The organism is Hydrogenophilus thermoluteolus, assembly GCF_003574215.1.
GTDB classification, from domain to species: Bacteria; Pseudomonadota; Gammaproteobacteria; order Burkholderiales; family Rhodocyclaceae; genus Hydrogenophilus; species Hydrogenophilus thermoluteolus.
The window spans coordinates 1,601,458-1,614,744 of the sequence record NZ_AP018558.1; the positions used below are offsets into that span (position 1 = coordinate 1,601,458).

Consider the following 13,287-nt stretch of genomic DNA (forward strand, 5'->3'; position numbering starts at 1 on the left):
CCGCGCAGCGTTGAACGTAAGCCGTACCCGCGGCCGGTTTGGCGTTATCCAACCAACAACCGGTTGACGCGCTTGACGAAGCCGGCGGGATCTTCGAGCGCGCCGCCTTCGGCCAGGAGCGCCTCTTCATAGAGCAGTTGCGCCCATTCGGCGAACGCATCCCCTTCGCTGCTGGCTGCCCGCGCAAAAAGGGGATGGTCGACATTGACCTCGAGCACCGGTTCGACCGCGGGCGCTTTTTGCCCCGCCGCCTCCAGAATGCGCTTCAAGTGCAGCGTCATGCCCCCTTCCTCGACCACCAGGCACGCAGGAGATTCGGTCAGCCGTGCCGAAGGGCGCACCGCCTTCACTTTGCCTTTGAGTGCCTCCTCCAGCCGCTTGAGCGTCGCGTCGTGCGTCTTCGCAGCGCTCTCCACCGCGGTTTTTTCCGCGTCATCGAGCGCTTCGATTTCGTCCGCGCCCCGCGTGACGCTCACCAAGGGCTTGCCTTGGTATTCGGTGAGGTAACCCGTCCACCACTCGTCGATCCGGTCGGTAAGGAGCAGCACCTCGATCCCTTTCTTCTTGAAGAGCTCAAGGTGGGGGCTATGACGCGCCGCCGCGAGCGAATCGGCGGTGAGGTAGTAGATCTTCGTCTGCCCCTCCTTCATCCGCGCCAGATAATCGTCGAGAGAGACGGTCGGCTCGTCCCCTTCACTTGCCGTGGAGACGAACCGCAACAGCGCGGCGATTTTCTCGCGGTTGGCGTGGTCCTCACCGATCCCTTCTTTGAGGACACGTCCGAACGTTTTCCAGAAGGTGGCATATTTCTCCGGTTCGTTCTTCGCCAGCTGCTCCAGCAAGCCCAACACCCGCTTGGTGATCCCGCCGCGAATCGCGTCGAGCGCTTTGGCCTCTTGCAGCATTTCCCGAGACACGTTGAGCGGCAGATCCGCAGCATCGACCACCCCGCGCACGAAGCGCAAATAGTGCGGCAAGAGCCGCTCCGCGTCCTCCATGATGAACACGCGCTTGACGTAGAGCTTCACGCCATGACTCGGTTTCGGGTCCCAGAGATCGAACGGCGCGTGCTTCGGCAGGTACAGTAGGAGCGTATATTCGTGTTTCCCCTCCACTTTGGCATGGAGCCACGCGAGCGGCTCGTCGAAGTCGTGTGCCACGTGGCGGTAGAAGTTGCGATACTCTTCGTCGGTGATCTCACTCTTTGCGCGTGCCCAGAGCGCCGTTCCCTGGTTCACCTGCTCCCATTCGCCGGTTCGACGGTATTCGCCCTTCTCCTTGTCCCACTCCTCTTTCGGCATCAAGATCGGCCAGAGGATGTGCTCCGAATACTTGTGGATGAGCTCAGTGAGCCGCCAACGGGAAAGGAAATCACGCGCCTCCTCTTTCAGATGGAGGATCACTTCGGTACCGCGCTCGGCACGCGTCAGCGGCGCCACCGTGTACGCAGACGCCTCATCGCCGCTCAACGTACAGCGCCACTCGACACCGCTTTCTGGCGGCAAGCCCGCTTTACGGGTACGCACCGTGACCGAATCGGCAACGATGAACGCGGAATAGAACCCGACGCCAAACTGCCCGATCAGCAGCGAATCTTTCTGCGCGTCGCCAGAGAGGTTGCGGAAAAACGCTTTTGTCCCGGAGCGGGCGATCGTCCCCAGGTTTTCGATCACCTCGGTTTCGCTCATCCCGATCCCGTTGTCGCGCACGGTGATCGTTCCTGCGGCTTTGTCATAATCGACCCAAATCTTGAGCTCGCCCGAACCTTCGTAGAGCTCTGGGTTCGTTGCCGCTTCGAACCGCAGTTTGTCATTCGCGTCCGAGGCGTTCGAAATCAGCTCGCGCAAAAAGATTTCGGGGTTCGAATAGAGCGAATGGACCACCAGGTGCAGCAGTTCCTGCACCTCGGCCTGAAACGGGAGCGTTTTACCCGCGGGTTGCGCCTGACTCGTCACCGTTTCGTTCGCGTTCATCACCAAACACTCCTTGTTCGACTCATTCATACCCGATACTGCACATCGACGATCTCGAGCACCCGCACCCCACCGGGAACGGGAACCCGAACCTCGTCACCCACTTCGCGCTTCAAAAGCGCTTTGGCAAGCGGAGAAATCCAGCTGATCTTCCCTTCACTCGGGTTGGCTTCGTCCACACCAACGATCTGCCAGGTCTCTTCCGTCTCGGTTTGGACGTCATAAACCGTCACCGTCGCGCCGAAATAGACGCGGTCGGTGGCTTCCCGCGCCGCCGGATCGACCACTTCGGCGCTTTCCAACCGTTTCGTGAGATAGCGTATGCGGCGATCGATCTCACGCAAGCGCCGTTTGCCGTAAATGTAATCGCCATTTTCGGAGCGGTCGCCGTTGCCTGCGGCCCACGCGATCACCTCCACGAGGCGCGGTCGCTCGACTTTCACCAGATGCTCGAACTCATCGCGCAACGCCCGATAACCCGCCGGCGTCATATAGTTCTTGAAACCGGCCACTGCGGCTACCTCCGGCACTTCGAGATCCTCTGCTTCGTCCGACTCCTTGACGAACGCTTTGCTCATCGGTGTTACTCCGGCCAGGAAAGGGTCAAAACCACCGGCTGATGGTCACTGGCAGCAGTCTCCGTGCATACCTCAACCGCTACCACCTGTGCCACCAAATCGGGCGTCACCCACGCGTAATCGCAACAGTACGGGTGGTCCGGCCACGGTGCGCCGTGCAAACCCACCGTATGCGCATGGGGCTTGCCGGGGTGCGCGACCGTCCACGCGTCGACCCAGCGGTTTCCCGCTGCCAACGCGCGATATTCTGGGGATTGTGGCGAAAAATTCAAGTCCCCGACGAGTACGGCGGGCGGCACAATCCCCTTTCGGCTCCCTCCTGCCTGAGCGTCGCCGGTCTGCGCCTCCCCGCTGGGCACCGATTCCACGACCATACGTTTCAGGGCTTCGACCTGCGCCATCCGCTGTCGCGCACAGTAATATTCGAGGTGGGTTCCCACCACCGTGAGCATCCGCCCCGCGATCGCGACTTCCGCGACCACCGCGGTACGCGGCAACCATTTTGCTGTGGTGGCCGGAGGCGCCGGGAGCGCAACCGACCGCCACGCCCGAATCGGATGGCGGCTTCCCAGCCAATTGCCGAAGCGTTTGCGCCGCCCGTCGCTGCGCGCGGTGTCGATCCCCGGCGCATAACACCCCGCGTACTCAGGAAGGGCGGCGGCCAGAATCGCCACCTGGTCGGCATCGTCGTTGTCGGGTAACTCCGGGTAGTGCTGTGCCACCTCCTGCAGGACGACGATATCGGGCGCAATGCGGCGTATTTCCGCAATGATCCGATGCCAATCGACCCGGCAATCGGCGCCTCGACCCCACTGGACGTTCCAACTCATTATCGTGACAGCGTTTTTCATTTTCGCCCCCGATTACATATATAGCGCCTATATTATTCTTTGATCACTATCCCTAGTGCCTTCCGGGTTGACAGCCCGCATTGTCGACGCTAGACTGGTTCACCGATCCTTTGCTCGACCTTTTTGTCGTTCGATTATCTTGGGAGCAAACCACCATGTCTACCCGTGCCACGGCAAAACCGACCGTTGCCAACCTTCCCCCGCAAGAGATTTCGTTGGAAGTCTTGTTAGAGAAGTACGCCAAAGACGGCGAGCGCTCGATCGAAGATGTTCGTCGTCGGGTGGCACGGGCGCTTGCGAGCGTCGAACAAGAGAGAAGCCGTAAGCATTGGGAAGAACGTTTCCTCTGGGCCCAAGAAAACGGCTTCATCCCTGCTGGCCGCATCAACAGCGCCGCGGGTACGAAACTGCAAGCGACCCTCATCAACTGCTTCGTGCAACCGGTAGGCGATTCGGTCACCGAAGTGGAAGATGGCTACCCTGGAATTTACACCGCGCTTGCCCAAGCCGCAGAGACGATGCGCCGTGGCGGCGGTGTCGGGTACGATTTTTCCCGCATTCGCCCGCGGGGGGCGCGCGTCAAAGGAACGCAATCGAACGCTTCTGGCCCGGTCTCGTACATGCGCGTCTTCGACCGTTCGTGTGAAACGGTGGAATCGGCTGGCGCGCGGCGCGGTGCGCAGATGGGGGTGCTGCGCTGCGACCACCCCGACATCGAAGAGTTCATCCACGCGAAAGACCACGGCGATCTCACCAATTTCAATATCTCCGTGGGCGTGACCGACGACTTCATGCGCGCCGTCGTCGAAGACCGCGAAGTGGAGCTCGTCCATAAGGCGGAACCGGGCGAAGAGTACCTGGCCCAGGGCGCGTACCAACGAGAAGACGGGCTTTGGGTCTACCGCAAAGTGCGGGCGCGCGACCTGTGGGACCAGATCATGCGCTCCACTTACGATCACGCTGAACCGGGGGTGCTCTTCATCGACCGGATGAACGCCGACAACAACCTCTATTACTGTGAGCGGATCGAAGCGACCAACCCCTGCGCCGAACAACCCCTTCCCCCTTATGGGTGCTGCGACCTCGGGTCGATCAACCTCACCCTTTTCGTGCGCGATCCCTTCACCGAAAAGGCGCGTTTCGACTTCGCCGCGTTCGAAGAGGTGGTCGGCGTTGCGATTCGCATGCTCGACAACGTCTTGGACGTCACCCATTGGCCGCTCCCGGAGCAGCACCGCGAAGCGATGAGCAAACGCCGAGTAGGGCTCGGGTTTACCGGGCTTGGGGACGCGCTCATCATGCTGCGGCTCAAGTACGACAGCGAAGAAGCGCGGCAAATGGCAGCCAGCATTGCCGAACGGATGCGCGACGCCGCTTATCTCGCAAGCGTGGAGCTTGCGAAAGAGCGCGGGGCGTTTCCGCTCTTCAACCCCGATCTCTACCTCACTGGCGGCAATTTCGCCTCGCGGCTACCCGAAGCGATCAAAGCGGAGATCCGCAAACACGGCATCCGCAACTCGCACCTCCTGTCGATCGCTCCTACCGGCACGATTTCGCTTGCGTTTGCCGACAACGCCAGCAACGGGATCGAACCGCCCTTCTCCTACACCTACACGCGGCGCAAACGGCAACCGGACGGCACCTTCAAAGAGTATCCGGTGGAAGACCACGCGTGGCGCCTCTACAAGCACCTGGGGGGTGACGTCAACAACCTGCCGGAATACTTCCGCTCCGCGCTCGAAATCTCCGCAAAAGACCACGCCGCGATGGTCGCAGCAGTAGCACCCTTCATCGACACCTCGATTTCGAAGACGGTGAACGTCCCCGAAGACTACCCGTACGAGGATTTCCAAGACCTTTATTTGGTGGCGTGGCAATCGGGCCTCAAAGGGCTGGCGACCTACCGCCCCAACTCGGTTCTGGGGGCGGTGCTTTCGGTCGAACCGAAGAAAGCCGAAACCCAAAGCGGAGCGACCGCAAACGCCGAAGCGATCGCGTTTGCCGATGCCAACCGGCGGCTTTCGCTCGCGAAGCTTCCGGCCCCGGTTCTTGCGAGCCTGCGCTGGCCGGGCCGTCCGGAGCTTCCCGACGGCAACCCGGCGTGGTGCTACATGCTCAACACCCCGGAAGGGGAGTTCGCGCTCTTTGTCGGCCACATCGAACAAGAGCAAGGGGCATTCCCGTTCGAAGTGTGGGTCAATGGCGCGAACCAGCCACGGGGCCTTGGGGCGGTTGCGAAAACGCTTTCGATGGACATGCGCGCCAACGACCGCGCCTGGCTCAAGATGAAACTCGACACCCTGGCGACGATCGCGAGCGACAAAAGTTTCGAAATGCGCTTTCCGCCAAACGGCGAACCGCGGCGCTTTCCCAGCGTCGTCGCAGCGTTTGCCGAAGTGATCCGCTACCGCTGTGAGCGTCTGGGCGCGTTTGCCGACCTCGACGCCGGTGAAGGACTTTTCGGCAGCCACACGCCAGTAGTCGATTGCCTCTTTTCGCGCCATGAGCCGCGCACCGGTGCCGACGGGACGCTCTCCTGGACCGTCGACGTACAAAACCCCACCACCGGTGACGACTTCGTGCTCGGCCTCAAAGAGATCACCCTGCCGGCGCCCGACGGCAACGGCACCGTCACCCGCCCCTACGCCGTCTGGCTCGCCGGCAACTATCCGCGCGCGCTCGATGGGCTCACCCGTATTCTGTCACTCGACATGCGGGTGATCGACCCGGCGTGGATCGGGATGAAGCTGCGCAAACTGCTCAACTACCCCGAACCGCTCGGCGACTTCATCGCGTTCGTGCCGGGCGAGCGGCGGCAGACGAACTATCCGAGCACCGTCTCGTATGTTGCACAACTCATCATCCACCGCTACGCAATGCTGGGCATTCTCGACGAGCGTGGCTACCCGGTGCAAGAGATGGGTTTGATGCAACAGCCGCACCGCGACGACGAACCGCAGTTGATGCAGGGCAAACGCTGCCCCGAATGCGGCAACCAGACGATGATCCGCAAAGACGGCTGCGACTTCTGCACCGCGTGCGGCGCGGTGGGGGCGTGCGGCTGAAGCGCACGGTTCAACCCAACGCTTCGCTTTCCCGCGGGCGGTCGAAACGACCGCCCGCGGGGCGTTTCACACACCGGCTCGTTTTTTCATCGGCTCCAACACCCCGCAGTGGTGGGAGAACGCACCCCAGCTTGGTTGAGCGTCAGCGTGCCGCACGAATCACTTGCCTGCGCCCCCTGCGGCACCGCCTGGAGCGTAAAGGTGGTTGCGGTGGGGTTGCCCGAAAAGGAAAAGGTATAGTAGTCGGCCAGATCTTGACGGCACTGCGTGTTGGGAAGCGACACAGCAGTGCCGCTGCTGTCTTGGTCATACCGCAAGTTGGTGGTGTAAAAGCGCTCCATCCACTGCGCAAGCTCCACCAAACACCCTTGCGCCGCCGAACGGCGGGTTTTGAGCACGTGGTTGCGGTAACTCGGGTAAGCGATCGCCGCCAGGATCCCGATGATCACCACCACCACCATCACTTCGATGAGGGTGAAGCCGCGGTTCTTTCGATCACCCAATATCATGCTGTTCCTCTCAATTTTCTAAAATGATCTCACGCCAAGAAATTCGCCCTTTGAATGGTTGAACCCCCACGTTGATCCGCACAGACTCCACCGTTCCCCTCGAGCCGCCTACAACCAGGCGATCACCCACGATCACCGGCTCGCTCGGCATGCCAACACCCAAGTCGACCCCACCAATCGGCTTATCGTTGAGCGTGTCATCCGAAAAATCCTTGTTGTCATTGAGGTCGAAGAAACCGTAGGTCAGACGCCCGCCGGTAAAGGGGTTGATCGCATTGTCGAAACCATCCCCACCGGGTAGACAGGGATCGCTCTTGGGAATGATAGAACTGGCGATCAATACCGGCTCCGCGCCGGTAAAGAGCTTCGATGCGGTCACGATCCGTTCCCCGGGCCGCGTCGTAAAATCGACGAACCAGCCCTTTTTGCCAACCATATCACCTGCAGAAGCCGCGCCAAAGGTCCGAACCGGTTTCCCGTCAAAGGTTCCTTCGCTCTCGATCGATCGCTGCTTCAGATCAGAGCGACCGGTAATTGGCGTCCCCTCATCGATCAGCCCGTACCAACTTTGCACCTGGGTATCACCAGGGTCGCCGCTCCGGAAATAACTCCCTGTACCAAAGAAGAGATAACGCTTGTTGTAATTGGGATCGTCTGGTACCGGATTCACCGCAACCGTAATCTGTGCGGTAATCGGCTGCGGGTTCCCAGCAGAATCCATCGCGACAAAGAAAGGTTGTGGGGTTGCCCCACTCATGAAAGCCGACTTCCACTGGTTGGTATTCGTACTGCTGACGTCGAACTTCCAAACGTTTCCTTTGAGGTCACCAGCGTAAATCACATCCACATCGCCGTCGTTATCTTCATCGACCACCGCGGGCGGAGCCAAACCATTGTCGCCCGCGACCCCTGTGTCGATCTTTTTGATCACCGCCCCTGTCGCTAGATCGAAAATATACAAAACGGCCTTGCCGCTCGTGGAGTTGTAGCCATTGCCGACGATAACCGCCCAGTCCCCATTGTTCATTTTTGCGATCACCGAGCGGCCGAGCATATAGCCAAGGTCGGGATCGCCGTTGCAGGCGACGACCGTGCCGCCGCTGTCGAAGCACTCCCATTTGACGTCGACTGGCGAAAACCCGTTTGGGTTCGTGACATCAAGCCCAAACAGTCCCTTGCCGCCGCGGCCCAAAGTGGCTACTAAGTAATTCTTACCATCCGTTTGACTGCGGTTTGAAACAACGATATCGCCGTCGACGAAATAGTCGTGGGTATAGGTGGGCTGACTCAGGTTTTTGAGTTTGGAAATCAGGGCACTGGGGATGTAGGCAAACAGTTCCTCTCCCGACGAGGCGTTGAAGGCGTGCAACATGCCGTCGTTGGCGCCCACATAAACCGTATCGGTGTCTTTGACGTAGAAGGGCGAGGAGTGAACGATATCGCCTAAAATGTTGTTCATCGCGCGGTTGCGCAGCGTCCCGCCGTTTTGCAATTCCTTGCTGCGCTCGCCGCGCAGGAAGTCGAGCACATCGGCGCTGCCAAGTGCGGTTTGATCCGCAGATGAAAGATTGCTCCAGAAAAACTCGACGGCATTGCCCCCCGAGCGGGTATAAATCTTTCGTGCTGACGGAGCAGGAATGTGTTCCGATGCTTTCCAGGTGGGTGTGGCGCCAACACCTGAACTGCTGATTGGATAAGCAAGGAGGTCGCCGGACCAGATCCCGCTATTGAACAACGCTTGAAAAATCAACGATTCATTGGCAAATTGGGTCGAATTCGCCGTCACGTTACTGGCCGAACCCGATTTCTCCAAAATGTTACTAAACGCCCGCTCTAACCCTTTGACCAGCTTACTGGGTTCAGAGACAAACACATAGTTGTCTGGCATACCATCGCCGTCGACATCCCACTCGGCGGGCAAATCGGGACGATTGTTGCCATTCAAATCGGTAAATCCGCCATATTTCCCGGCAAGGTAGAGCATGTTACGGTTGCCGCTGAGGGGATTAAGGGAATATTCTTGGGTATCGATGAAAAAGCTATTGAGACTCTGTTTCCCGGGAAGATCCGGGCGCAAATCGGTCGTATTGGCGTAATAGGCAAGCCCCGAAATGTAGTACGAATTTTGTTTTGGGGCATAAGGACAGGTTCCCATCACCTGGGCTAGGTTAGTAACCGTAACGCTTTTTCCGTTGTTGCAGTTGCCAGCGTTGCTGGAAACCCCGAAAACGTATCCCACCGTATCGCTGCCGGTTGCGTTGATCTGTGTCCAGGTGGTATGAAGACCTTCCATCTCACCAACTTGCTGAGTCAGCGTGGAGACGTTGATCGAGGAATCGGGATTGCTGGGCTCGCCGCAGTCGTTAGCGGTGAAACTAGCCGGCATTCCCGGTTGTTTTGCCTTGTCGCAGGTAAAAAAGGTGCCGGGGATCTTTTTGTCGAGCCAGGGGTTGGCGTCGTTGATCGCGACGACGAAGTTCTTCTGACAAGAAAACTGGATCGGATCGTTCCAGGTCGTGTAGATCGGAAAACTTCCCCCCGGCGCGCCCGCTGCGTATTCGGGTGTGGGCGGAAGTTTTTTGAAGTAGCGGATCACTTCGTAAAACATCTCGCCGATCGGATCGTACGATTTGTAGCCGTCGCGGTGGAAGCGGTTGATATAGTTGATCACCCCACTCCAGCCACCCGAGGCCCCCAAGGGGTTTGGATAAATCTGTCCGGTTGCGGGATTGATTTCTTTGGCGGCATTGGCCACGAGGTTGCCGCTCGCATCCATCTGCTTCTCGCCCACATAGCGCATCGGCGCGCGTAGCACCCCGCCATCGCGGGATTTGGAGTTGTCGTTGGTATAGGCAAAGACGCCAAAGCGCATCTTGTCGGCATAGCGCTGGATGAGCCCCTCAGGCTTGTAGACGGTGGTGCCGCCACTGGTATAACCCTTGCAATTGGCTTCCAGCCCTTTGCCCGGAACACAGACCTTGACCTTGACATTAAAAGTGCCTTTATTACTCCCCCCGTAACTGGTCCCAGCCTTGAACTGATATCCGCCAGCACTGTGGTTGGTGATATACAAGGGACCTGACCAGGGCGTGTATCCCTTTGCATTGGCGATGTATTTGACCGGGAACCAGCTTGCGTTGTCAATAGCTCTTGCACGCTGTAACACGGTCTGGGTCGTGTCATCAATCTCACGATCCCCCCCAGTCATCGTCCAGATGAACAGATCGATGGCAGTCATCGTCGCCCAATTGAGAAAATTGCCGCTCCATTTGGCGCTGTCGCTGCAGGTGTGGTTGGGCAATGAGGCAGCGCCACCGGGAAGGAAAATGCCACCACTCTTACTGTAGCTGTAGCATTTGTTGGGATCGAAAATGCCCAGATACGTGTAACTGGGGAAGAAGCAAGCGCCAACTTCGACTATATTACCATTATCATCCACCTGGTTTCTGCCCGTGCACCCCGGAGGATTGCCCGCCTGATCGGCGTAAGCGGCCCCTCCCATAGGGGTTTCCACCGACATATCGATCATCACATTGGCAAAAGCCGAAGTCGACACGAAAGGCGGGACGTTTGGGATCGTTGCTGCCAAGGACTCACTTAGCCAGATGATGCCCAAAAGGAAAAGCACTTTGCGCATTTTGCTCTCCTTCAATCCGTCGCATACACCGACTGCAGCATCACCGTCGCCCGCCCCGTCCCCGGATTGCTGCGCGCGGTAATGCGGTAGCGCTTGCAGTTTTTGGGATCGGAAGAGCCACCGTCGGTGCAGGGGAAGTTAGAGCCGAGATATTCCACGAAATACTGCGGGGTACCCGCGAGCCCTCCCAAGCTCACACTGGCATTGGCCCAGCCGGTAAAGTTCGATGCTTTCCAGCGCTCAGGGCAGTCTTTGTCCGGTGTTGGACACAGGCCGTTCACACAGTTGTTGATGGCCGAGGGCGACGTAGGGCAACTGTTGTCGGCATCGGTATAGCTGGGAAACCCGCTGTTGGGCGGAACGGTTTTCGACTGCGCCTCGGCCACCGCTTCGCCGACCCTTAGGGCAGCTTCAGCCGCTTGCAGGGCAAGGTTGCGGTCGAAAGTATTGGCAGCCATTTTTTCTTCCAGCGCTACGGTTTGGATGCCCGCGACCCCGAGCAAGGTAACGAGGACGAGCAGCACCAAGGCAACAATCAAAGCCGCACCCGATTGCTTTCTCATGGCACGCGATTTCTCAAGTTGACCACGGTGTACCATTTGCGCTCGACAGGTTGCAGGTCGGTGCCGACTTTTTCTAGAGTTTGAAAGGTAAACTCGACCCTTGCAGCAACCACGTTCTTCCAATCAGGTAAGCCGTCGCCGTCGTAATCGGGCACGGCATTGGCGTCGCGGTATTGGGAGTCCAAGCCGCCGCTTGGATTGCGGGCAAGGTATTGAATTTGCATATCGCTGATGCCTTCGGCGACTTCTTCGGCAATGCCTCCTGCCGTGCCGTTATTGTTTTGCAGCTTGAGGCGGTAGAGCGAGCGTCCTGCTGGTTCGTTGCAATTCGCTCTGCCGTTACAGCCGATATACCAGGCGTTCGCGGAGAGCTTGCTGATGAAACCCCCGCTGGTGAATGGATAACTGGGAGGGTCAGGGTTACCAGGAGGTTGCCCACAATTGGGGGGTACTGGATAACCGAGATATTTGCTGCAGTTGCCTGGGGAAACTGAGCTACCGGTGTTGTGGACGATGGTGTCGTTGCTCGAATTGGCATTTGTCGTCTGAAAAATCGCCGCCTGTTTGTAATCGCACACCAAGAGGATATCGCCATCGACGATCCCGTGGGTGGTGGTATTGACTTTGAATTGGGCAGAGGTGGGCTGGTGGTCTGTGATATACACCCCATCATTGGCCGTACCACTATGTACGATGACGGCGTCTGTGCCTGATGCGCGATCAGCGGCACCAGCGCCAAATGCCTTGGGGAATGTGTTGTCTGTGCCCTCGAAACCGTGGATGCCGTCACCCCAGTTCGACCACCAGCTGCCGGCAGCGCCGTTGAGCACGTTGGCGGTAGGTAGGTTGCTGCCGCAGGCAATTCCGCCCGCTTCGCGTATATCGCGCGCCATGATTTCAAAGGCATAACGGGCGCTTTCTTGCAGGCGGGCAAGGTTTTCGTTCTGCCGGTAGGCTTCACGGTTGGCCAAAAACACGCCGATTACTCCGCCGATCAGCAGCAGCCCTAAAACCAGAGCGACCATCAGCTCGACTAGAGAGAAACCGCGCGCGTTCATAGCTGGCTCGTCACCTCGATGATTTGAGTGGTCGACCCACCAGCGCGACTGTCGTCCCAGAATACCTTGACCGTGCAGCTCGTCGCCGTGCAGGCAATGAGGCCGCAGGCGGAATTTCCCAAGTTTTCCTTGAGCTTGCCTAGCCAATACGCCTGATCGCGGGTGATAAGGTCATTTTCGCTGGGGGGGTTGCATTCGGGGGTGTCGGGGCTGCCTGGCGTGCCGAGGTTGTAGCCACCTGCGGTCGCTGCATCCCTATTGGCGCGCATGGCATCGAGCATAAGATAAGCCAACATTGTCGCCTGGCTGCGCTGTAAGGCGCTTTGGTTAGCTTTGAGGGCGTTGGCTTGCAACGCTGCCACGCCCAAAAGGCCGATGGCCAGCACCAGGACGGCGATCAAAACTTCAATTAGGCCCAAACCGCGCTGTCGTTTCATGAGGTATAACAACTGGCAATATCGCCTGAGTCGTTTTCGGGAATGCCGTTGCCGTTCCTATCGCTACCCAGCCTGGGGCGCAGGCGGGTGATAACGATAGCTCTAGCGCCTACGGTTTGATTTTGGTAGCACACAGCGAAAGTGCCCATGTTGTTGGCTGTGCCCCTGGGGTCGTAGCGCAAATAGTTGCTGAAGTTGTTGTTAGGCCTTAAGGTGTAGCCTTCAGGCAATCCCGGCCAAACGCGCAAGATTTCGTCGCCAGGGGACCATTTACCGTCTTTATTGGTGTCCAAAAACGCCATCCAACCCGTCTCCCACTCATTTCCGCTCAGCGTGCACGCGGCGCCGTCGGCGGTTTTGCACAACCACACGCTTTGCCCGCGTTTGATAGCTTCCGAGCGGGCAAAGTTGATCGCAGCCATAAATTCGTTGGTCGCCGATGTCAGGCGGTTGCTTTGGACGATCTGGAGAAACCCGGGCACGGCAACCGCAAGCAGGATCGCCGCCACGGCGATGGTCACCATCAGTTCCACCAGGGTAACACCACGCATCGCGAAAGCGAAGCGGCGGGCATGAAAGGATTTAGCCATCGGCAGTCTGTTCGAAAGCTTTTGCG

General features: G+C 58.7%; 10 protein-coding genes. 1 reads left to right on the forward strand and 9 read right to left on the reverse strand.

The genetic code is table 11. From position 1 onward, the window contains the following. Window positions 1–44: 44 nt before the first annotated feature. From htpG to HPTL_RS07755, 3 genes are read right to left on the reverse strand one after another with little or no spacing between them, the layout of a single operon-like run. A complete protein-coding gene (gene htpG, locus HPTL_RS07745; RefSeq protein ID WP_119335476.1) occupies window positions 45–1,973 on the reverse strand; it encodes a molecular chaperone HtpG in 1,929 nt (642 codons plus the stop codon). A gap of 26 nt (window positions 1,974–1,999) precedes the next feature. Then, window positions 2,000–2,551, reverse strand: a complete 552-nt coding sequence (gene greB / locus HPTL_RS07750; RefSeq protein WP_119335477.1) for a transcription elongation factor GreB — start codon at window positions 2,549–2,551, stop codon at window positions 2,000–2,002. 5 nt (window positions 2,552–2,556) lie between these two features. Further along, window positions 2,557–3,402, reverse strand: coding sequence for an endonuclease/exonuclease/phosphatase family protein (locus HPTL_RS07755; protein WP_119335478.1), 846 nt, complete (start codon window positions 3,400–3,402; stop codon window positions 2,557–2,559). A 155-nt stretch (window positions 3,403–3,557) separates the two neighbouring features. Between HPTL_RS07755 and HPTL_RS07760 the strand changes: the two genes are divergently transcribed. Continuing rightward, on the forward strand, window positions 3,558–6,467 hold the full coding sequence (locus tag HPTL_RS07760) for an adenosylcobalamin-dependent ribonucleoside-diphosphate reductase (RefSeq protein WP_119335479.1): 2,910 nt from the start codon (window positions 3,558–3,560) through the stop codon (window positions 6,465–6,467). Between the two features lie 86 nt (window positions 6,468–6,553). Here HPTL_RS07760 and HPTL_RS07765 read toward each other — a convergent pair whose 3' ends face one another. Genes HPTL_RS07765 through HPTL_RS07790 form a run of 6 tightly spaced genes read right to left on the reverse strand, consistent with a single transcriptional unit; the run spans window position 6,554 to window position 13,261 of the window. Continuing rightward, a complete protein-coding gene (locus HPTL_RS07765; RefSeq protein ID WP_119335480.1) occupies window positions 6,554–6,976 on the reverse strand; it encodes a type IV pilin protein in 423 nt (140 codons plus the stop codon). Window positions 6,977–6,986: 10 nt separating this feature from the next. Then, complete coding sequence (locus tag HPTL_RS07770) at window positions 6,987–10,613, reverse strand: pilus assembly protein (protein WP_119335481.1); 3,627 nt, start codon at window positions 10,611–10,613, stop codon at window positions 6,987–6,989. Window positions 10,614–10,624: 11 nt separating this feature from the next. Further along, entirely contained in the window at window positions 10,625–11,176 is a 552-nt protein-coding gene (locus HPTL_RS07775; RefSeq protein WP_197713636.1) for a pilus assembly PilX family protein, read from the reverse strand. Continuing rightward, the gene (locus HPTL_RS07780) at window positions 11,173–12,234 is read right to left on the reverse strand and encodes a PilW family protein (RefSeq protein WP_119335483.1); all 1,062 of its coding nucleotides are present in this window, start codon (window positions 12,232–12,234) and stop codon (window positions 11,173–11,175) included. Before HPTL_RS07780 ends, HPTL_RS07775 begins: the two co-directional genes overlap by 4 nt. Continuing rightward, window positions 12,231–12,671, reverse strand: coding sequence for a type IV pilus modification protein PilV (pilV, locus tag HPTL_RS07785; protein ID WP_119335484.1), 441 nt, complete (start codon window positions 12,669–12,671; stop codon window positions 12,231–12,233). The genes HPTL_RS07780 and pilV overlap by 4 nt, the downstream gene beginning before the upstream one ends. After that, entirely contained in the window at window positions 12,668–13,261 is a 594-nt protein-coding gene (locus HPTL_RS07790; protein ID WP_119335485.1) for a GspH/FimT family pseudopilin, read from the reverse strand. Before HPTL_RS07790 ends, pilV begins: the two co-directional genes overlap by 4 nt. Between the last annotated feature and the right edge of the window lie 26 nt (window positions 13,262–13,287).